General features: G+C 58.5%; 14 protein-coding genes. 6 read left to right on the top strand and 8 right to left on the bottom strand.

The genetic code is table 11. The annotated features are described in order from the left end of the window. Window positions 1-616: 616 nt before the first annotated feature. On the bottom strand, window positions 617-1,321 hold the full coding sequence (locus tag BMX78_RS14690; protein ID WP_091420573.1) for a hypothetical protein: 705 nt from the start codon (window positions 1,319-1,321) through the stop codon (window positions 617-619). A 692-nt stretch (window positions 1,322-2,013) separates the two neighbouring features. Between BMX78_RS14690 and BMX78_RS14685 the strand changes: the two genes are divergently transcribed. Both BMX78_RS14685 and BMX78_RS14680 read left to right on the top strand, forming a co-directional pair. Then, window positions 2,014-2,583: a hypothetical protein gene (locus tag BMX78_RS14685; protein WP_091420572.1), complete on the top strand. Its 570-nt coding sequence runs from the start codon at window positions 2,014-2,016 to the stop codon at window positions 2,581-2,583. Window positions 2,584-2,850: 267 nt separating this feature from the next. Further along, window positions 2,851-3,642 (top strand): AfsR/SARP family transcriptional regulator, encoded by a 792-nt coding sequence (locus BMX78_RS14680; protein ID WP_091420569.1) that lies wholly within the window; start codon window positions 2,851-2,853, stop codon window positions 3,640-3,642. A gap of 1,458 nt (window positions 3,643-5,100) precedes the next feature. On the opposite strand, the gene BMX78_RS14675 is transcribed toward BMX78_RS14680, so the two are convergent. The 4 genes from BMX78_RS14675 to BMX78_RS14660 form a co-directional block, all read right to left on the bottom strand. Continuing rightward, on the bottom strand, window positions 5,101-7,836 hold the full coding sequence (locus BMX78_RS14675) for a hypothetical protein (RefSeq protein WP_139204958.1): 2,736 nt from the start codon (window positions 7,834-7,836) through the stop codon (window positions 5,101-5,103). Window positions 7,837-8,739: 903 nt separating this feature from the next. Continuing rightward, on the bottom strand, window positions 8,740-9,117 hold the full coding sequence (locus BMX78_RS14670; RefSeq protein ID WP_139204957.1) for an amidase: 378 nt from the start codon (window positions 9,115-9,117) through the stop codon (window positions 8,740-8,742). A gap of 6 nt (window positions 9,118-9,123) precedes the next feature. Next, window positions 9,124-9,792, bottom strand: coding sequence for a hypothetical protein (locus tag BMX78_RS14665; RefSeq protein WP_091420562.1), 669 nt, complete (start codon window positions 9,790-9,792; stop codon window positions 9,124-9,126). Between the two features lie 21 nt (window positions 9,793-9,813). Then, the gene (locus tag BMX78_RS14660; RefSeq protein ID WP_091420559.1) at window positions 9,814-10,530 is read right to left on the bottom strand and encodes a hypothetical protein; all 717 of its coding nucleotides are present in this window, start codon (window positions 10,528-10,530) and stop codon (window positions 9,814-9,816) included. Window positions 10,531-11,485: 955 nt separating this feature from the next. Between BMX78_RS14660 and BMX78_RS14655 the strand changes: the two genes are divergently transcribed. Continuing rightward, window positions 11,486-11,827 carry a hypothetical protein gene (locus tag BMX78_RS14655; protein ID WP_139204955.1) on the top strand — a complete coding sequence of 114 codons (342 nt, stop codon included), beginning with the start codon at window positions 11,486-11,488 and terminating at the stop codon, window positions 11,825-11,827. 206 nt (window positions 11,828-12,033) lie between these two features. Here the strand turns inward: BMX78_RS14655 and BMX78_RS22780 are convergent, their stop codons facing one another. The 3 genes from BMX78_RS22780 to BMX78_RS14640 all read right to left on the bottom strand — a co-directional run bounded on the left by BMX78_RS22780 (window position 12,034) and on the right by BMX78_RS14640 (window position 17,346). Then, complete coding sequence (locus BMX78_RS22780) at window positions 12,034-12,621, bottom strand: hypothetical protein (RefSeq protein WP_139204953.1); 588 nt, start codon at window positions 12,619-12,621, stop codon at window positions 12,034-12,036. A gap of 789 nt (window positions 12,622-13,410) precedes the next feature. Continuing rightward, window positions 13,411-14,415, bottom strand: coding sequence for a serine/threonine-protein kinase (locus tag BMX78_RS23680; protein WP_353615445.1), 1,005 nt, complete (start codon window positions 14,413-14,415; stop codon window positions 13,411-13,413). Between the two features lie 1,605 nt (window positions 14,416-16,020). Continuing rightward, complete coding sequence (locus tag BMX78_RS14640) at window positions 16,021-17,346, bottom strand: hypothetical protein (RefSeq protein WP_091420550.1); 1,326 nt, start codon at window positions 17,344-17,346, stop codon at window positions 16,021-16,023. A gap of 188 nt (window positions 17,347-17,534) precedes the next feature. On the opposite strand from BMX78_RS14640, the gene BMX78_RS14635 reads away from it, so the two are divergent. From BMX78_RS14635 to BMX78_RS14625, 3 genes are all read left to right on the top strand, one after another. After that, complete coding sequence (locus BMX78_RS14635; RefSeq protein ID WP_139204950.1) at window positions 17,535-18,416, top strand: hypothetical protein; 882 nt, start codon at window positions 17,535-17,537, stop codon at window positions 18,414-18,416. A 513-nt stretch (window positions 18,417-18,929) separates the two neighbouring features. Next, window positions 18,930-20,027, top strand: coding sequence for a DUF4238 domain-containing protein (locus tag BMX78_RS14630; RefSeq protein ID WP_170850827.1), 1,098 nt, complete (start codon window positions 18,930-18,932; stop codon window positions 20,025-20,027). A gap of 615 nt (window positions 20,028-20,642) precedes the next feature. Next, on the top strand, window positions 20,643-20,918 hold the full coding sequence (locus BMX78_RS14625) for a hypothetical protein (protein ID WP_139204948.1): 276 nt from the start codon (window positions 20,643-20,645) through the stop codon (window positions 20,916-20,918). The last annotated feature ends 206 nt before the right edge of the window (window positions 20,919-21,124 follow it).

The following is a 21,124-nucleotide window of genomic DNA, read 5'->3' as shown; positions in this document are numbered from 1 at the left end:
CTGGGGCAAAGAACGCGCTTCCGTGCTGTCACTTAATGTCAGCACCGCGGCCCTCGATCCTTGAACGGCGGCAGGTGATGTTGAAGCAGGTTAGCTTCCGGGCTGCGGGGGTTATTGCCTGCCGGAGGAAGGAACGTCGCCTTCAACGGCTCCGCGACATCCGCGTGGCCGGGCCGGTGGAGGTGTTGTGGGCCAAGTACCGCTGGTACTGCGAAGAGCCGGACTCCGACTGTCCTTCTTTGAATCAACGCCGCAGGTTCCGCGGCCGTGCGCCCTCCAGGGCTCTTGAACTTTTGGACGCTCGGAGGAGATCCTGCAGCCAGCTGTTCGGACAGCGTTTCCATGTCTCGCAGCCGCAGTGAGAAATGTCTAGGCCGCCCAGCCCCGAACCGTTTCAAGTGCAGACCGACGCTGGCAGGACCTGTGATTCCTCATTGAACTGAGTTGGCGCATCCACAGAACCTACCGCGGTTATGACACTGAATAATTGACACTACGCCTTTCTGGCCGTTTTCCCTTTCGTGCCGCATGGAGCGCACACCGGAGGCAAGCGCATTGAAGTATTCATGCCCTGCGTGCTTTGTTCCCTTGCTGCTCTAACGCTGATCCGGCGACTCTATGGCGCGATGGTGTGATTAGTGGGATGCCAGATGCCGTCGGGACTTGAACGGTCCGCCCACTGAGCCCCCGTGCCGGGGCTGATACGCCACGGCTGGCCGTCCGCCAAAGTCACGTCATATGTGGCTCGTTGGCTACCAAGACTCAGATCGAAACTGAGGATAAACCGACAATCGCACGCCGTGCTTGTTACTCGGATATTCCATGCTTCGACTTGGTCACTGGGGTCAAGCTTGTGGGGCAGAGGCATGGGAGGTGCGGTCAGTTCGGGGGCGGGCCGCCCGGATTCTGGCTGTGCTTCCGGGCTGTCCCCCTTGTCGAGGTCGATTACGTAATAGGACTGCGTGACGCCGCCGCATCCTCCCGGCAACACCGGGACGGACACAGCCTTTGGCGCAGCCCGCTCGACTACGCGTGCGTGGATCGCGTCGATAATGATTGACTCAGCATTCTGTTTTTGGAGAGTGAGAACGATTGCGTTGCCCGACATAGGGATGCCACCATTTTCCCTTACCCATGCGTCGAGCCCGCTGCCCCGAGCGCTGTAGGGCAGAGCAGTGAGATCGGCTGGGGCCTTTGGGAACACCCATCCTTTGGAGCCCTGACAGAAGTTGCCCGGATCCATACGGGCCTTCACCGCGACCGCATCGTTTCGGCTGACCACGAAGTCCTTACTCCATCCGCCGCCCGATTCCGCCGCCACGATGGATCCTTCAGTACTCGCGGCGACAGGAGGCTGAGGCTCTCTTGTAACTGACAAATTAGGGGTAGGGGATGGCACCACAACAGGTCCAAGGATTCCCCAGCTGAAGTTCAGGACCGCCGTTAAGCCAGCTAGCACCGGAACGGCAGTTGCACAAATCACCCAACTTCGCTGCCACCATGGTTTTGTGGACGTCTCAGCAGGTGCTCCCAATTCCGGCCCTTTACTGTCCTCGGCGCGATCACGTTGATCGGCAGCTTTGTCGGCCATGATTCCTCCCTGAATTGCTGCCACGTCGTTTTGCGGCAGGCGCGACACCCGAAAGTAGTCGGCAAGGCGTTACCGGCGCGTTATTGCTCGTTCACGTGCAATCCTCCTTCCGCATCACTGGCGGAAGGAGGTTCTAAGGATGGGAGAGGCCGGGCTCGGACTCCTGGTTCATTCCAGCCCGTTGCACCTGCGAAGGCAGCGGCCAGGGATCGACTCCCACCCCAGCGGCAAGATCTGGGTCCGTGGCTGTCGGAGACTTGGAGCGTCAGCAGGGACCCTTCCCTGCTACTCGGTCTCTGCCTATGGCGTCAGAGCAGCGTTATTTCTCGCCTTCCTGGCGACCCGGCACTGGGCAAATAGCGGGAGGCTTTCTGGCAAAGGGATCCTACGCCGACTCCGTCTGATGTCATCACCTGGCCGAGGTGGCGCAACGCCTCGACGATCTGCTCAATGCCATGCAGGCTGAAGGTTCGGGTGACGCGGTCATCGAGGAAGAAGACGTACGCGCCTACCAGAACAGGCTGCGGACAGAGGGCTTCAATGCTGTGGAGCTGGAAGCGGCCCGCGCGATCGGGATGAGTGCGGAAGAGACCGCGGCGAGCTCACATGCTCGGATCAAAGTAGCACCCGCCCGGGGCAGGTTCTTGGAGGGCCTGCGAAGCTCGTCGATGGCACTTCGCGGGCTTGGCACCGTACTGAAGAAGTACGACATGGAGTTGATCTTCCAAACAGAGAACAGGGACATTTCCACAAAACTGGCCCGCGTCTTCAGCTCGTTCATCGACATCCCGGTAGAGAACCCCTTCGATTATCCGGTCACCATCGAGTTGCACGCCCGACGCGTTGGCGTAGCACCCGATTGGGTCCTCACCGTGGATCCCGTTGCCGCGCATCATGCCGTCGACAGTCGTCGCGGACGCAAGGCGAGAATCGAGCTGGGCGACGGAAGCCACGGTGTGCCCCTCTTCTATGCCACTCGCCGTCTTGGGTAAGCTGCCTAAGATGCCGCTTCTGTCCGCTGGCCGCCCTGCGACGAATGACGGCTGGTCGGAAGAAATCATTTGCCACCGTGGGACCGGGCTCTATTGCACTTGAGGCGGTTGCCAAATTCATCTTCATTGACACGCTCAGCGCGCTTTTCGGAGAGTGCGCTCTCCGGAATCAGGATTAGGGGGAAAACGACATTGACATAGTCCATCGACTTGAGGATCCTCATTGTTACTGCTGAATCTTTTTCACCGAACTGAAATCAGGTTCCCATGGGCAACGACGGCTGTGGAGAATTGCAATTGGAACTGCTTCGATGCTGGCGTCTTCGCCAGGACGAGGTGGTCGTGCACGTCGCAACGCGTCAGCAACGTCTAATCGCTGCGCTGGCCATCAAGGGTCCAAGCCTCCGAAGCTATCTTGTTGGCCTGCTGTGGCCGGAGTATCCAAATGCCAGGGCGTTGGAAAGTCTTCGCGTCAGCATGCACTTGGTTTCACGGCAAATACCCCGACTGATTGTCAACGACGGCGCAATGCTGTCGTTGGATAACCGAGTGGAGGTGGACCTGGAGCGCGTCCGGGCCCAAACTTTGGCACTGAGCCAAGGCGGGCTTGAAAGTGACGCCAGCTCCACGTTGCGTACTTTACAAAACGCAGAGTTACTGCCCGGTTGGTATGAGGACTGGGTCGTTTTCGAGCAGAGCCGGCTGCAGCAGGACCGGCTTCGCGCTTTCACAATTTTTGCAGGGGACTCCCTGGCCCATGGTCATCCTGAGATTGCAGGCGCAGCAGCGGAGGCGGCACTCGAAATCGAACCCCTCTATGAGAACGCCGTCCGACTCTTAATTTCGGCCGAAATTCAACATTATAATCCAGCCGGCGCTCTTCGAGCCTACGAAAGATATCGGCAGAAACTGGAGCAGGACATGGGCCTTCGGCCTTCAGCGTCCGTTAGAGGGCTCGTCGCTGATGTCCTCGAGCGTGAAAGGCGCGCAGGGAAGGATCGCTTAGTGCCGGCCGCTGACGCCTGGTTGGATAGAGAGCCATTGCTGGACCACTCGTAAGACCTCGGCGGAGTCAGCGGTGGTAACGGTGTTCTGACTATTATCGAGAGTTTTGCTGTAGGTTATTCTGGCTCTGAATCCCTGGTCATGGCTCGGCTCATACCATGTGCGGATAATCATGGTGTTTACCGCCGGAACTTCAGGGGCGGCTCCGGAATCCTCGTCAGAGTCTGACCAAGGGGCGTTCTTCATCATTGCCCTCATCGACTCCTTATCTGTGCGTTCCTTTAAGAACCGCCCCGAACTTTCTTCGTACCGACACGATCCCCTTTGAACCTGCCACTCTGGGCGATGCCTCGCTGAAAGGGAGCGTACTTCTTTATGGCTCCTTTTATCCTGCTGCTTAAGTGTCAGGAATTGGTTCACATTTTCCGAAATATTTGTCAAAGATTCGGCAGGCTCTTGATCAATGCAACTCACCGGAGGCACCGGAGTTATTAGAGCGATTCTGCCGGTACACACTAATGCTTCTCCGTAGAAGCTGGGGGAGGCGTCGCGGCGCCTTGCTCAATCATGCACTGTTACCTTCGCACAATTGCTGTTTTCCCGATTCCCCCGTCCAGTAGGGGCTCAGGGGTTCGACGTGCCGTCGGCCTTGGAAGATTATTTTCCTTGTGAAGTTTCGCGTCCCGGCCGGCGCCGTCATATCCAGCAGCAAGATGCATCTGCCCGTCTACTTCCTCGAAGAGGACCAAGACTGTGGCATCGATGCCGATGTCTCATGGTTGTGTGGCTCCCCAAACAGGTTGTGACGGATTCTCCCCATTTCGCCCGCGTCGAGATCCTGTCTGTCGGTGAGCAGCTTACGCAGCCTTTCCAGCCACTCATGCTCGCCCCAGCGGCGCTTTCTGGTTCTGGAGGGAAGGATCTGGATGAAATGCCCGGTGCTCGGCCGGCCTGTGCTGTCGATGGACGAGCAGGAGGTAATAGCCAATGGATGATGAATATGACGTGTCGCGCATGGGACGAGCCACGCACAGAAAGCCACTGATGTGACTTGGCCCCGTTGCCCGACAGGGGAGCGCGACGGTTGCGTTCAGGATACTCAGCCTCGCCCCGCTTTGAGGATGTTTTTTTGATTCACCCAACGTCGGCCAGGACCCGGGGGTGTTTTTCGACCCGCCAGCCGCCGGCGCTGTAGGCGAAGTTGTCCACCACTTTCTCTGGGGCTTTGGAAGGTGCCGCTGCCGTTGTTCAGGGACACCCACACCCCGCCCTCTCCGAAACCGATGATGTCGGCCCGGTGAACAAAAGGTCGTCTGCGAAGGTCGGTCCCAGGGTTGGTTGGTATCGACGGCGAATAGGACGGACCTGGTGGTGGCGTCGCTGGTGAGGTAATGGGCGACGGTGCCCGCATAGAAGGGTCCCTGACCGGTCTGGCGGGGGAGGTCCATGGTGAGTGTGAAACCATCATTCCCATAGCGAGACCAATACAACCTCAATGTTGATCCGCACCGGTTATTCCCCCGGCAAGGTTTCCCATTGTTGCAGAAATTCATTGCGAGCCTCCGTATATCTGACTGTCCTGAAGTAGTTTCCATGAGTGGCGACTAAAGCCTGATAGGAGTCGGGTTCTATCTCAAGGGCTGTCAAGTCCAGCCTGGCGTCGGGCTCAGCGTACGAAGTGACAGGGAACCCTAGGTAGTCCGTCCGACGCCAGATGTTCAACCAGACTTTTGCGGCCTCTGCGTCTCCGTCCGTTCTTAAGAGGTTGACTAGCTGGGCGTGAGGTGCGTCGGGCGGGAGTCCTGACGGTGTCGGCAGGTCACGCCTCTTCCATGGATCGGGGCTGAGTACCTTCGGGCTCATGACGCCGGGAGTACCAAGGACAATGGGTCCTAATAGGTCTGGGAAGAACCTTCCGAAGTATGGGCGCAACTGCACACCGAACGTAAGTAGCCGGATCTGGGGCAGAAGGTGCCCCCAGCCGTTGGCGGCGAGGTGGTAGAGGGCGGCTATGCCAAGGACCCCTCCCAGGCTATGTGTTGCCAGCAGGATGCGGCGTTCGCTCGCTCCGACTTTGGGTTCTGCTGGATTATCCGCCATGTTCTCATTGGTTAACCATTGGATTATTCGGTCAGCAAGCTCTGGTACTGCCCGTTCCGAGTAGCAGGCGGGACCGAACGGGTGGCCAGCTCGAGGCAGCCATGCCACTAGGTCCCAGAGCAGTCCCAGCGGTCTATCCGCTCCCTTGGCCGCGCTAGCAACACATGTACCGATAATTAACAGCCCGGCTGCTGTGAGCGCGCTGGTGGTCATCCACGTGCCGGCACGTGCGACCTTAGCCCAGTTCGGCAGTTGCTGCAGCCACTGGTGACCTTCGCCGTTCTCGTGAAGGATCGTCAGCGTTAGTACTAGAACTACACCGACTCCGGTGGCTGCCGCGGCGACGAACACCACGGGCTCCCCCCGCTGGAGCAGGGCACTCCGACGGCGAACAGCCCAGATTTCCCGCTCATAACGATTTTCAGCGTCATCAACTGCTGGGTCGGTGATCCACTGGCCTCTTCCTTGGCTGAGCAGCATCACAGAACCCAGTAACAGGACAGCGGCAAGGACAACAAGGACCATCACCCCACCGGAGGCCCAGTACAGGAATGGAACCCTAATCGCGAGAGCATCGTCCTTGATCAGGTCCCGGAATAGCGGATGCTCCGTGCTCTGTTGCCAGAGGAGTGTGCCGCTCTGAAGCCAGTTTCCGACACCAACGACGATGGCGCTGGCATAGACTGCCGCGAGCAGGAGGCTAAGGAACATCATCGCCGCTGGACCCATCCCATACCAGGCTTCCGCCTTTCGCCCCAGCGGCCGAGTGGGCAGGCGTTCACCCTGACTCAATAGGGATGTGGCCACAGCAACCGTACAGAGCACGCACAGCCCGAAGGCCGCGCTGACTGGGATAGGGGTTGTACTCCACCGCAAAAGGACAATTACGAGACCAGCCACCCCAAATAACCCGATCAGGGAACCCGAAACCTGTGCTGCTTTCTTGCCAAGGCGCATGAAGCACCCCGATGTCGCGAGTATCGTCAAGAGGGCGACCAGTACGGTGGGCATTAGTTGTGACGCCGTAAAGGGCACCGTCTCGTTCAGGCCGTCCGCTGTGCTGGCATTCCCGACAGCCCAGAGGTAGAGGCCGGTGCTGAAGATGAGCATAGCTATGGCCAAGGCCATGCGAGACCATCCAGGCGTACCAGTCTGTCCATCGTCGGAAGGCTGCTTGTCCTTGGAAGGTGCGCGGACGCTCATCGCACCCCACGCCATGACTATCCAAGTTGTGCCCGCCAGTACGACGCACGAAAACACGAGCACAGCGGTCGACCAAGCGCGAATCTCACCGCTTGAAATTGACATGAGGTCGGCAGCGAGGAGAAACGCCATGAGCTGGATCGTTGCCGCAACGTGCAAGACGCCGGTTGGCGAATTGTTTCTGCGAATCCAGAGACGTGGTGCTGCGAGAACGAAGGAGTCCTTCAACATGTTCTCCAAGCGCTTCCGCTGCCACCTCCCGGCAACAGACGATGTGGGGGGCACTCGTAGCTGATCCCGGAACCGAGTGCGGAAGCGCACGTCGCTGGACAGGCTTATAAGCGCGAGCAGGGCCACAGCGAAGATAGGCAGCGGGGATACAGCTGCAAGTCGCTGTCCTCGCCTTAACTGCCTTAGTCCATCAAACCAGTGAGGCAAGTTATTGCACATCTGGTGTATGCCGTCCTCACGAACGCGGAAGCACTGGACGGCGATAAGATCCATGGAAGCGGTGGCCACCGCGGATGCTAATAGAAGCGTCAACAGCAGACTAAAGAGCCGTACGAGTGCCGCGCCAGTCCCAGGATCGACGCCGTCTTCACGACGGTCGTCAGCCTTGAGGACTCGGCCCCAGTAGGCGACGTTGGCCAAGCCGAACGGTGCGATAAGAAACCACCCTATGTTGTAGAGGGCGCGGCTCGTCTTCCCTATTAGTCCTGCTGGTGCAAAGCGGTCTAGTTTGCCCCAGCTGTACGCTTCGACGGTGGTAGGGGAGTCCGGAGGAGGCGTTTTGATCCGGTAGAAGCCCGCCAGCTTGTCGACAAGCTTGATGCCGTTGCCCTCCGCAGGCACTACCTCTCCGGGCTCGACACAGAGCATTTCATTCGGAGGAGTATTGCGGACTCCATGTACGCGGAGTTCCAGAATTTCTGTCGCTGAGGACACGGTCTCTCCTTGAGAGTTACCCAGCACTCCCAGGTCCCATCTCCTTAGAAGCGGAACATCTTGGGTGAGCAGTTGGGGGACATTGATCGTAGGGTGCGGCTTAAACGAAATAGGGAGAAGGCGCCCCGCACTCTCCCTCCACAGGCAGTGTCACCTTCACTGTCCCCTCCCTTTCCCGTCGACTAGTGATGGCGATTAGGGTGTCAGGCATTCCGCAACCTCCCACTACTTGTTTGTACAGACCGGAGCAATACTCCTGCTGGCTCACTAGACTCCCTGAACCGTTACTGCGACGTTATTGGTGATAATCGAAAGGGTGGCAACGCCTTCGAAGCGGGGACTTGTGATTCCAAGGACATGGAGCACCGCCAGCCGTTTGAGGTGACTGAGCAGTCGAGGGACCCTCATTGCGCGACACATCGAGCGGGTTATTCCGGCATCTCGACACTCGGCCCTGGTATGACAAGCCTGCGAATTTTTTCCCTCCCGTTTTCCGACCGGCTTACGGATCTGGTCGAGCCGACGCTTCCAGGTCACGGAAGGAAGCCGATGCCCTACGAGATCGGATGCGATCGTACGAGGATGGGAACATAGGGGGCGACGACCTGAACGCCCACCGGCAGGTTGGTGGTCGTCAGTCCTGCCGGGACAGCGACGGCAGGAAGGTCGGCAACGGTCGCCAGGCCACTCCAAATGGACTGGCTCAGGTAGGGCGTTGGTCAGCCGTTGACTAGGATCGTCCGCAGGGCGGGTTCGGGGCTGTCGTCATGGAAGATCGCAAGGACGTTTGAGACCGGGCACAGGAGGTGAAGAACGCCGCCCAGCGGACCTTGAGTTGGGTGCGGGCTTCCCTATCGAACGACCAGTCCCGCACTGTTTGGAGGTTCCACAGGGCCCACTGTGTCAGTGGATTCGTGTCAGCGGAAGGCCAGCACGGGCGACCATACCCGCGTAGAAGTCGATGGCCTGCGGCGGCTCGAAGGCGGCGGTGACTCCGGCCACAGTTTGCTGGTACAGGGGGTCGGTCTCGGACAGTGGCGCCGGCGGGGACGTTTCCTCGATGGTTGCCCCGGCTGACCTGAGTTTGGCGACCAGCGAGGTCAGGACCTCGACCACTGTCGTGTCGACTGGGCAATAAGGGTCATCGAAAACGACGGCGATCCGGTAGCCGCCCAACGTCTCCTGGCGCGGCCCGGGCCCGGCTGACCTTTCTCCGGTGCGGGAATCCTCATATGAACTGACTCGCCCGCTGGCCAACGGCCCGACGCCGTCAGGTGCCACCGCTTCTCAGACGGAGTAGCCGGGGTGCGTGGCGAAGGCGCCGTCGATCACGACGTTCGCTCTCTGTCGAGCGAGCTCTCGCAGCGCACTCGTCGTGCGAGCCCCCTGCGCGTAGTACCACCACAGGTAAAGCGCGCCGTACATCCACGCTCCGTTGTAGGCCCAGGTGGAGTCCGCGCCGTCCTTGCCCTCTCCGAACGTGGAGCCCTTGGGGAACTTCGCGTTGTGCGAGAGTGCGTCGTGCCGCGACTCGTGGAGTAGCGTTTCGGCGCGTCCGGGTACATGCTTCTGGTAGAAGAAGCTCGAGTAGAGCTCGACCGTTCCACCAGAGTTGTACGCGACGTACGACCCGTTCGAGCACTTGGCGCGCAGGTTGTCGATGTGCTCGCGGACGTAGCGCCGAGCCCAGTTCAGACACGCGCCGGCATAGTCGTCGTTGAGGTAATCGCTCGCGGAGTAGGTGAGGGCGTAGCAGCCGTTGAACGCTCGGGCGAGGGGCAGGTCGGTGTTACAGCAGTCCTCCCACCCGAACCCGCCTGTCCAAAAGCTCTTGTTGCCCTCGAACCGGTATGTGGCCCAGAAGTAGTCGACGTATACCTGGCTGCAGATCGATGAGCCATAGAACGCATCGCCCGATGCCGTCTTGTCGGGAACAGTCGCGTCGCAGATCGCCATGATTATCTCCTTCTTCCTGGGTCACTCGCCATACGGGGCAGGCGTGCTGCCGCGCGGCGGCTTAATGAGTTTGGGATCGTGCTGCTCGGCCTCCTCGACCGGGATCCGGCGCAGCTCGGCGATCCAGCCATCGCCGCGCTCCTGGAGAATCGACCGCGCGCGCTGGACGGCGTCATCGCGGCCGCTATCCGCGATCGCGAACCACGCGGCGCGGCGCATTGCGACGTAGTCGGACGAGGCGATCGTCTCAAGCAGGGCCTCGGTCGTATCGACGTCGCGTCGCAGCAGTCTCGCGAGCCCCTCGATCGCGGTGGTTCGCAGAATGACCTCTTCGGTCACGGTGCTCAGCCCGTGTCCGGGGTCTTCGGACTGCTCCTCCGGGATAGGACGACGCACCAACTCAGCAAGGTAGTCGCCAGCGACGGGATGCTCCAGGTCGATCGCGAGCTGCACGAGCGCCCAGCGCTCGATGTACGCGGACTCGTTCAACGCGTCCAGGGTCTTGAAGACGAGAATGACGAATTCCTCGTCGTCCCGCTGCCCGCGCAACGCCTCGTGGTAGGTCTCATCGGCGCTGGAACCGCTCGCAGTCATGACAGCGACGATGTCTGTGAGTCGGCGATACAATCGATCGTCGCCCGAGACGTCGGGGAAGGTCCTCCGCTCACGGATGTTCAGCTCGTCCCTGAACTCTCCCATGCCGCCGCCGCCCAGTCGTGGAGTGTCGTTGTGCGGCATCGTACAGTCCCTTCGTCCTTCGCCCGGTGAAGACGGTTGTTCGGAATGGTCTAGTCAAGACTGTCATCATTCCGCTCGGAGAACGTTGAGTTGAGTGATGGAAGGCCGGCGACCATGGCTGCAAAACTTTATATTCCATGAAAACCCCTCCGGCGTTACTTGGGCGTTACTGCGGCCTTGACCGAGCGTTCCCACCTCTTCGCCGTGGCTCAACATCCTTCGGCGGGGACTGTCCGATACTGCCATCCGGCATGCGACCGCCTCGCCGCTGAAGATGCGGTGGTCTCCGTCGGATCGCACGGGATCCCCTGCAGCCCCTTCTTTGAGTCCAAGTCGGGTCTGAGGATCCATATGTCGGAACGATGGTGGTTCCGGGGTTTCCTTGCTTCCGTGGCCGCCCCCACGTGTCCGTTAGGCGGGTCGGAAGCTCGCCGGCAGAGGGCACATAGTTGTTGATCGCGACCACGAGTGTGAGGCCCGTACGATCAGATGCCCGCCGGGGACAGTAACGTTACTGGCGACAGGTCATTTCCACAGGACCATCTGCTGTGACATCTGACTGCCTCTCGGGAACGAAGGATTCCTGGAACGTCCTGAATCGAGAACCCTGCCGCCTGACTCCGGGAAGGGGTGGGCAGTCAGGGCACATGGCCAGCAGAGTATCGGGAAAATTTGTTGTTTCCTCCCATTCACGCCTGAGGGAATTCGTGCCAAGGTAGCCGTATTCTGCCAGCAAACGACAGGTGGATGCGATGGCATTGGGCAAGACGCAGCAACGGCAACCTGGTGGGCGGGACTTCTGCAGAAGTGGCCCCGATCTCTGTTTTGGCGGTTACTAATTTGTGTTCCCGGCATCGTCGTATTGCTGATTTCGGCGTTTATGGACAAGACCTCCCCAGAAGCCATCTGGTTGACACTCGCATTTGGAATCCTGGCTTCGCTTTTGCCTGCCTGGATGGCCATATATGTCCCTCTCAAGGACAAGCTCAAGTCGCTGCTGGAGGCACGTGATGAGGTGCTGGAGCCTCTGAAGCTGGATCCGCCGGACGCGACGGCTTCCCTTAAATGGCTACTGCCCCGCTGGTCCCAATCCATGGTCTACGGGCGCCAGACGGTGGACCCCAAGCTGGACGCATGGCTGGACTCTTCCAAGCCCATCATGATCATTTCCGGTGGACCGCTGGTCGGAAAGAAGAGGATGGCCATTGAATGGGCCGACTCCCTCAGCCCGGAGTGGGAGACCGGCTGGCTCCGCCCCAACAAGGAATCCGGGGCAGTAAAACGGATTGCCGCATAGGGCGAAAACACGGTCGTGGTGGTGGACGGCGTTCCGGCCCATTTCGCAGAGCTTATACATGACCTGGGGCGGCATAAGTCTCCGCCGGATGTACGTTCCCGGGCAGGGAACTCCTCTCTGCACCTCAAAAACTTCGCGGCCTCGCCGCCTCATAAGTGCGTCCGTCGTAGTCCCATCGGTTTACGACTTCTCGCGGTCCTCCGCTCTCAGATATCATCCTTCGCATTACTTAGGCCGCGGGCATAACGCCGAAAATTTTGCCATGCATGATTGGGCACCGCATCCCGATCGTCAATAGCATCGGCCGTGCGCATAAATATTTGCACTATCTGACTTCTATGGGCCGAACGGCATACTCGTGCTATAGATAAGGCGGCAACCTCCTTTTCCGGTAGGGTAAGACGTTCCAGGGTCATAGCAGCCATGTCTAACACGTCAAGTAGGCGCTGGAGTGCGATCACGGTTCCCATTCTTTCATCCGAATTCGGGGTAATTTCTGTGCCTTCAGACGAATTGATGATAGTCACTAAGTTCCTTATATCTTTATCGAGAAAGATGTCGCGGCTAAAGTTGCTTAGGAGTTCAAGCAAGCGATCTTGCTCAGCGCGACGTTTATCCTCTTTCCACTGACTGACTCCCCTGCTAGCAGAAATTACGACGACTATGGCCACACCAACCGAAATAAGGAATGATGCAACTGAAACCATAAGTGACCAGAATTGAATCTGTTCCGAGGACAAACCATCCACCTCAATCCCCATAATTTTCTCATGCCCTGCAATTGAGTGGGTCAACCAACACGGACACTTCATTGTCATGCAACCGCCCTATGCCGACCAGTCCCGGCTCCGCCCCAGCAAAAGTTTCGTGACCCAGATGACAACCGCCCGGATGGACGAAAAGAAGGTGTTGACAGTGTCAACACCTTGAGCATCGGATCGGACAGTACATCGGTCGGACTGGCTTGGATTGGCCATAAATTCTGGTGTTCCCAGTCTTTGCACGGGTTGGATGCGGTTCGAGTCCCACCTCGGGCACAGTGTTTTCGCAGGTCAGAAGCTTTTTGTCTTTTTACTGTTGACAAAGCTTGACGCGTTTACCTTGCGAGTGTATGGGAAAGTCGAAGGTTTCCACGTCAGTTTGCCTCCGGCGCCCTTGGTCTTCCGAGGGGTGGGACCCCCGTTCCTAACCCGCTACAGTTATGGAGCTGTCCTAGCTCTGCGCCGCCCAGAGTTGTAACCCGGCTGAGGGGCTAACGGAGGGGACATTGACGGCGAGTCCGCCTGTCCCGGATCCCTTGTATCTATCGATTTCTATGATTTAGTCAAATGTGACTTGGGAAAGCCACGGAGGGGACACCACGCGTGGCCGATCAAGCTATCAAGTTCTTCACCTGTGGACAATTCCAATTCCATACCGTCTCTTAGTCATCAGCGGGGGCCAGATGGGTACCGCCGGAAGCGAAGGTTTTTATGCTCGGGTGACGAGTCCCTCGCCTGAGGGTGCTCCCATGTCCGCACGGTTCAATCGAAGCCCACGGAGGCCACGCCGGCTATCCTGCAGCCTATCGTTTCTTCCCCTGACTAAGAGAAGGAGCGGATCGTAGTGCGTAGCCGTTGGGATAGCGTCGGCAGCGATGCCTCAACTGGTCGGCCTGCCAAGCGTCCGCTTTTCTTATGACGGACGATAATCTCGTGTTTCGTTCGAACACCAGTTGGGCGCGCGCAGACGGCAAGCACGGACCGCCCCTTGATGCCTTCGAAGCAGTCAGCGTGGCCCGAGTGGGCAGCGATCCGAGTCCAGACCCGTGCGCTCTGCGTGACTCGAGCAAGCGCATAATCTAGGTCGGCGGCTGATAGGAAGCGCTCAGCTGCTACAGGCGACATTGCCTTTTCCACCGCAAGGGTGATACCCCGAGGAGCGTGAGGAGCAATTGTATGAAGGCGAGACGGCGGCCCTGCCACAACTTGGGCAAGAACGTTCGCAGCTGTGGACCCAACAAAAGGAGGGTGGCCTGCAATAAGCCAGTAGAGTGTGGCACCGAGTCCATAAATATCGCTTGCTACAGAACAAGGTTCACCTTGGGCGTCTCCTGCGAGCATGGCGGCTGCCACCTCTGGCGGCATCGTCGCGGGGGTTCCACCAGAGAGCGGTGCACCACCGCTCGGCCGCAACTGCGAGGCAAAACCCAAGTCACCTACAAGTGCATCTCCGTGTGAGTCCAGAAAAAGGTTCCCGGGCTTGATGTCATTGTGGACGAGACCGAAGTCGTGCATCCTGGCAATGCCGCGACACGCGTGGATGACCCACCTAACCGCAACCGAGGGAGAAACACCGATCCCAGGTGTCAGGAGATTATCCGTCGTTCCATGCCGCGCTATCTCGGTAACTACGTATGGCAGCCCATTGACCAAGTCGGCGTTTCGGACCGGCAAAAGGAACTTGCCGCTTAGACGCGTGAGGAGCTCCGCTTCTTTCCATACCTCGTGTGGGGCTACTTCTGTAAGAATCTTAAGCGCGCTCTTTTGCTTGAGGTGGTGATCGAACACCTCGTACACGACTCCCTGCCCGCCGCTGCCCAGCGGCATGATGACCTCATAGCGGGAGGCCAGGATGAATCCCATCGGGAGAGAGTTTGCCGGTGCAGGTGTCGTTGCAGTCACAGATACAAACATAAGGGACAATGAATCATGCGCGCGCTTGGTCTTTGTATTGACATTCCGGCCTCGAAGAAACCCACGGTCAGGGCGGTTGTGCTGCAGGATTCCTTACCCGCGGACCAAGTGCCTACCTTGTCCGACGTAATTCCTGCGGACTGCTTCGAGGTTGTGTCAACCAGTAGCGATTTGGCAGGCCAGCTAAAGGAACTAAGCGCGGCCATCACTGGGCGCATTGAGTCCCTTAGACCTGATATCGTCGTTGTCCGCCGAGCGGACCGGCCCCCTAAGGCGAGCAATCAGGATGGGCCTCGCTTTCGCCTCATGTCCGAGGGGGCGGTCGCTGCCGCGGCGCGAATGCTGGTAGGGAAGACAACTATCCGCACAGGCAAAGAATGCGGTCGTGCTTACGGGACTTCCAAGTCCGACGTTGAGGTGGACGCGGCGACCTTAGTCGCGAAGCGGCAGCTCTTTCCTGCGGCGGCCGCGGCCCTCTGTGGACTTGTGGCGGACAGAGATTGATGTCTCCGGCGGTCCTTCCGCACCTGCCTGTACCGGTCGACCATAATGGGCTCATGAATCGCAGGGCTAGGTCGGGACACGATGCGATCGATCTCCTTTATGCCGTGCAAAGCTATGCTGGCTCCTTTGGAGGTCAAGATCTCTTGGCCGCCGCTGAACACGCGGCACAATTGTCATCTCTGAATGGTTGGAGGCTTCTGGCAGCGGACAGTTCGGGTGAGAGAATCGTTGGGGTGGCCTCCACTCTTGGAGAGTGCTACCTTGCGGACACGGCATGGCGTCACGATGGTGTAGCAATCCTTTTAGTCGCGGGAGCCATTGCCGGTCAGTTTGGGCTGGCACGAGCTGCGTGGATCGCTAGGTCGATGGGCGCGTCCGAGGTCCACTGTGCATATATCGGCGGCTGGGAGGGAGGCATTCCCGGATGTGACAGTGTCCAACTGTTTCCCAGGAATGAGGCAACCAGAAACGTCCCTGACGAAAACTCACTTTCGCGTTTCTAGCGTGTCGGTGGAGCTGAGATTGGTGGTCCGCCGTCGTTATGTGTGCAGTTCTTCCGAAGCGCTACTTTCAGGGCGAGGTCGAGCGAGGATCCGCAGGGCCCTTGAATCGGTGTCCGGCTGCACTCTTGGTTATCAGATCCGGTTGAGTACCTCGCAGGGTTTGAGCCGCGTTGAACACGAGGAATCCTCTGTCATACCAGATTCGTTCAGCCGGAAATGGAACGGGCCGATGACAGTATAGCTAGGCCTCGAACTCGAGATCGGGCTGCCGTTTTCAAATTTCTGTTCGGCTACCGTTTTTGAATCGCACTTGACGAAGTAGATCTTTCACTCGTCCCAGAGGCCGCAACAGAACGACGCCGCGCGCTGAATGGTTTGAGAGTCATGCTCTTACTTAGCGATCCGCCGCCAGACTTCCAAACAGAATCAACCCCGCTGAGTAGCGCATCACGCGGCGTCCCCGATCGGACGCCGGGCATCGTTTCGGACTGTGTCCGATCCCGTCGAGCCATTAGTGCCCCTCCAAGTCCTCTTCGTTCTCATATGCTACGCCAAATTCGAACTTTCGCTTCGTTGGGAGTTGCACGTTCATGCAGAAGATAATGAGCCACGTCACATTCACGAGCGCCAACACGAGCAACAGCCCCCATGCGTACTCCCAGATCCATGGCTGTACTTTGACAGCAGCTAGGCCAGCCATCACGACCAAGGAGAAGGCTGCGATGGTGAGCATGTGCCGTAGAGGCCGGAGCATCCTTGCCAACATGGGATGCTCCGGCGTCCGACTCATCCATGAGATAAGGAGTGCGGGGCCAACTAGCAATATTGAGGCTGCCGGTGAAGGAATCTCCGGCTCTCCTCGAATAAAAAAGTCATCAAAGAGACGGATGAACGATGCTGTCAGGCTGGCAGCAAGCAGGGCCCAGACAGTCACGATTGTAAACGAAAAGACGCCTTGTTTGGCGACAGCTACCTCGGCGCGCAAAATGCCGATTGCGTCGGGAGTTGAGGGATCTATACTGACGTGGGCTACCCGACCCGTCGACGCCTTGCTGGCAAATCGGTCTTTTTGGTTGTCACCTGCCCCTCGGAGTTCGACTAATTTAAGATCGCGAACCGAAAGACCGGCAGGAACTTCCAACTCCACGTGATGACTTGCTGCAAAGCCGAGGTCAGGAACTGCCTGCGCGATGACGAGCCGGCTCGTCCCAGGGTCGTTCGTCATTGGCTCGTCTTGATCCAGGGCGTACTTCATTACAACGCGGCGACCTGCCAGTTGATCATCAACTTCAACCAGTAGAACGAAGTTCCTCGTCATCTGGTCTACGAGAGAGTCGAAGGCTTCTAGATCATCTTGCTGTTTCGGTGACAAATCACAGCCGCTGAGAATTCCTTCGCTCCAGGTGACGTATTCAGTCCAGATGCTCTCGGAATCAACCGGATCACACGCCGCGATCTTGATGAACAAATCGTCCCCGGTGGCATCTTCACCGGGCGCTGAGGAGAGGATGGAAGGCTGCGACGCCTTGAGCATTTGGGCCACTATTGCTGAATTATCCTTGCGACCAAGAACGGGGATGGCCTTTCCATCGTGACTAGCGTCAAAACGCTGTTTGGTCCCCTTTTCTAGCACACCGAGCGGCACCAGCATCTGCTGATAGGCACCGCCGCACACCAAGTCCTTTGGGACGGTCAGGTCCAAGGATACGTACCGTCGCGTCGTTCCGTCGGCGTCCAATCGTAAGGAATCGACTCTACGATTGACCCAGCGGCGCGAGTCCTTGAGGAGCCGTCGAAGATTCTCGCCAGTGGTCGCCTGGTCGTATGCAAAAGTCACGTGAGCATCCTTACACATTCCTGAGCCGTCGTTGGGAACAAAGCTATTGCAAAACGCAGGAACGGGTGGGCGGGCCTTTTAGGTGAGGCGCCAGTCATTGATGAGCCAACATATGTGTGTTCCCCTCCTTCTTGACCGTGCCCGCGAAAGTGACCGGCAAGCTGTTGAGCTTCTGCAATAATCGCCGCATGACGCGTACTTTTTACTCTGATCGGGTGAATGGCCAGGTGCCTCGAATCCGCGAGCAACTGCCAGAGGCTACTTCAAAGGGCCTCCAATCTCTATTCGAGACCAAAGCCCAAGCCAACTGGCTTGCCAACGAATTTCCTGAGCACTGCGCTGACGGCAACGGCGTGAGCGGAACTGACGTAGAGGCGCTCTGGAGCAATCTTGGTGCACTTCTTCCGAATCTCAGAAAGGATCCGTGGGGCAACTTGAGCCCGACTCAGACTGATGAAGTCCTCTTCGACCTCATCGAATACGCGGCCAACAGGATTGCGAAGCCGATCCAGGGGCGCTGGCACGAGTACATGAAGCACCACGAACTGACCTTTGACGAGAAAGCCGGGCGCAAGTCTTTTCGGATGGACGTGAACGACATCCTTCACCGGGGAGGGACGATGTACGAGCTGACCTCGGACATGCAAATTGTCAGAACCGGAACCCGTCCCGTCCAACAAGTGATGGAACAGTTGATCCCGGCGACTGGCGACGAAGAGTTGGACGGGCTGCTCCAGCACGCTAAAGAACTCTTCCGGTCCAGGGATGAAAAGAGCCGAGGTCTTGGCCTGGACAAACTGTGGGATGCCTTTACGCGACTGAAGACAATTGACGTGCAGGGCAACAAGAAACAGAGCGCTATTGCCCTGCTCCGCAACATCGAGAATGAGGCTTTCCGTGAGATCGCGAGTACGGAAATGTTGGCTTTGACGGACTTGGGCAACGACTTCATGATTCGCCATCACGAAACGGGCACCCACTCTGTGCCCCAGGAAGCGTATGACTACCTATTTGCAAGGATGGGATCGCTGATTGTTTACCTTCTCAAAGTTAGTGATCGTTTGGGCTGACTCTTTTGGGGAACGCTCAGGTGGAGGCGGTGTGGATGACAACAGAGAAAAGCGCGAGCCTTGAATCTCCGACGTAGCTGATCGCGTGACAGGCACCACTACACCCAGTGCCGGAAGCCTGCCCGTGTTTCAAGATGGGGGTGCTCCCTTGGAGAGGACTGCCGACACAATCCGACTGAGCTGCAAGCGTCCTCACTTGCTACTTGACTACGAATATCCTCATCGACTGGGTTCGCACCCGTCGAGGACTCGGAGGGGGCATCCTCGTCATGTTGCTCGCTGTCCCGTGCTATTACCTCACGAGCATCCGCCGCCGCTGATGGACGATGTGCTTCCGAGTTCCTGTACGTCCCTCTTGTTATGCGGATCTGGAACGGCGTGAAGATCGGTCGGTCCGGTCATGCTCACCCGGCTGATCTGAGTCCGTGTATGGGACGGCATGTCTGCCACCGCTGCCAAACAGCGGAGTGCGTTGACGCGGGAACGTTGGCGGCAGGGCTGATAATAAAGAGCATGACTGACCTTCTCCAGCCGCATGCCTCCGAACGGGAGGCCGAACGTCGAGCACGGGAATGGCTGGGCAAACTCGATCAACAGTCGGCAGTCGGCAAGCGTCACCACATAGTTCCCAGGTTTCTCTTAGCGAGGTTTGCGTCGGCGGACGGTAAGTTGAGAGTCCGGAGCAGACGCGACGGCAAAGCCTCGACGCGCTCGATTAGCGACCTCGCCGTACGTGACTTCTACACCGCAGTCACCGACAGTTCGGGGCTCGACTCGAGCCTGGAATCCCTTCTGAGCACCGTAGAAGGCGGGACCGCAGAGATTCTCCGGCAGCATCTCGACTTCGGCGCCTTCGTAAAGCCGCGCGCTTTCACTCTGCAGGAGCGTGCCACCCTCGATGCGTTTGTCGCAATGCAAGCAGTCCGGGGCATGCGCATAAGACGCTCGATTGAGGTCATTGCTGACTACACCGTCAAACTTCTCAATCAGGACAAGATCACCGAAGAGGACATCCGGGACCGTGACTTCGTTCCCCACCCCAACGAACATCTCAAGATGTTCGGAAACCTCGCTCAACGAGCTGAGGAGACGCTCAAAGGTCGTTCTACCTCGCTTATCCACCTCGACAAGCCGCTCCTGATCATCGGAGACGAGCCAGTACTTATCGAGGCCGAACAGCACGAATCAGTCAATGGGAGTAAGTCGAAGCCAAACTTGACGTCCGAAAACTTTGTCCGTCTGGAGGGCGGTCGCGGGTTCGCCAATGCCGAAGTCATTATGCTCCCGGTGGGGCCGGCTGTTCTGTTGGTATACGGTCCTCGGGGTCGCCGCAATCTTCCCGCCGAGGTCCACCTCGCCGGTGTGGAAGCACAATCCTTCGCAGAGGAACTCAACCGGCTCATGACCAGCTCGGCGATTGACTGGGTTGCGGCCCGGCCCGATCACCCGTCATTCGAATCATTGAAGGTGCCTCCGCCGCAGCCGCTGCTCACTGTGCGTGATTACGGATCGTCGGCGGCAGCGCGCCTGAACTCCACTCCCGCACGACGTCCGATCCGGAGGCTACGGCATGAGGACATCCTTGAAGTGGCAGAATCTGAACAGACGTAGCTAGTGACTGGACTGCTTTCAAGACTTGCGGTTTGAACGCCCCAGAGGCGGGATACTGGATAAAGCCGACCGGTACCGTGCGGTTCGAAGAGGCTGCAGTCCAGGGGGAGCGCACGTTTTCGTGCTCTCCGGCGACCTGGAAGTAGTTGCTCTCAGACAGCGCCACGGTGACGTCTCTGGGGTCGCGCGAGCGCTTGGCATCAGGACAGGATCCAACACTCTGGTGTGTCACTCTGGCAGAGGTTTGTAACCTCGGGAGCAGCGTTGTACGGACCACCAGCTGGTTGGGTCCGTTGCGGGATCGACCTCGTAGCGTGGTGCGCCGCTAGTATCGACGTCGTCCGGAGCCACGAGGCCGTTGCGGGCTCGAGCGGGTTCAATGTTTGTGAAATACGCCGTGTTGACAATGTCAACGCTTCTCGCTTCGTACCGGGCAGTACACCGGCCGAATTGTCTTGGATTCCGCATGTTTCCGCGACTTCCCAGTGTTTGCAAGAGCTGGAAGGTAGTTCGAGTCCCACCTCGGGCACAGTGTTTCCGCAGGTCAGTGGCCTGTCGGACGGCCGGGTGTGAACAAAACCACCAAAAGTGTGTACACGGGCGAGCCGTTTTTCTTTGGCCAGCATCAGTACACGCACCAAAAAGGATGGTTCCAAGTCCTATATGGTGCGATGGCGGGATCCAAAAACCCGCGCTTCGCAAGGCCTCACCGTTGGCACACTCATTGAAGCCGAGACGCTGAAGAGGCTTCTGGACGCAAATGGCCAGTCCTTCGAAATCGCGCAGCATGCCATCCTCTCCAACGAGAAGCGCACACCGACAGGGGCTGAGGTCATCCAGGAGCACAGCGACCTGCTGATCCATCCGTCGAGCGGAACCACGAAGACGTGAGCTTCCCGGTATTGAAAAGGCTGAGGACGAGGCAATGTTCCTCACCCATGGGGAGTTCAGCCTCATCATGGAAGGGATGGGGGAGCGCTACAAGGCCTTCACCAAACTTCCTGTGGGGTTACCCGCAAATCGTGGACAGTTGATCAGGCGGCTTGTGCCGGCTGAAGTTTATTGCTGGTAAGGAACTGTTCGTGTTCTACCGGCGT

It is taken from the genome of Arthrobacter sp. OV608 (assembly GCA_900110595.1).
GTDB lineage: Bacteria > Actinomycetota > Actinomycetes > Actinomycetales > Micrococcaceae > Arthrobacter.
This window is presented reverse-complemented; position numbering and strand designations above follow the sequence as displayed.

What these genes read in the sequence shown, in the direction of transcription:
- BMX78_RS14680 (WP_091420569.1), top strand. Translation starts at nt 2,851, where the DNA reads ATGGGCAACGACGGCTGTGGAGAATTGCAATTGGAACTGCTTCGATGC.
- BMX78_RS14635 (WP_139204950.1), top strand. Translation starts at nt 17,535, where the DNA reads ATGACGCGTACTTTTTACTCTGATCGGGTGAATGGCCAGGTGCCTCGA.
- BMX78_RS14655 (WP_139204955.1), top strand. Translation starts at nt 11,486, where the DNA reads ATGGCCATATATGTCCCTCTCAAGGACAAGCTCAAGTCGCTGCTGGAG.
- BMX78_RS14630 (WP_170850827.1), top strand. Translation starts at nt 18,930, where the DNA reads ATGACTGACCTTCTCCAGCCGCATGCCTCCGAACGGGAGGCCGAACGT.
- BMX78_RS14660 (WP_091420559.1), bottom strand. Translation starts at nt 10,530, where the DNA reads ATGCCGCACAACGACACTCCACGACTGGGCGGCGGCGGCATGGGAGAG.
- BMX78_RS14665 (WP_091420562.1), bottom strand. Translation starts at nt 9,792, where the DNA reads ATGGCGATCTGCGACGCGACTGTTCCCGACAAGACGGCATCGGGCGAT.
- BMX78_RS23680 (WP_353615445.1), bottom strand. Translation starts at nt 14,415, where the DNA reads ATGCCGCTGGGCAGCGGCGGGCAGGGAGTCGTGTACGAGGTGTTCGAT.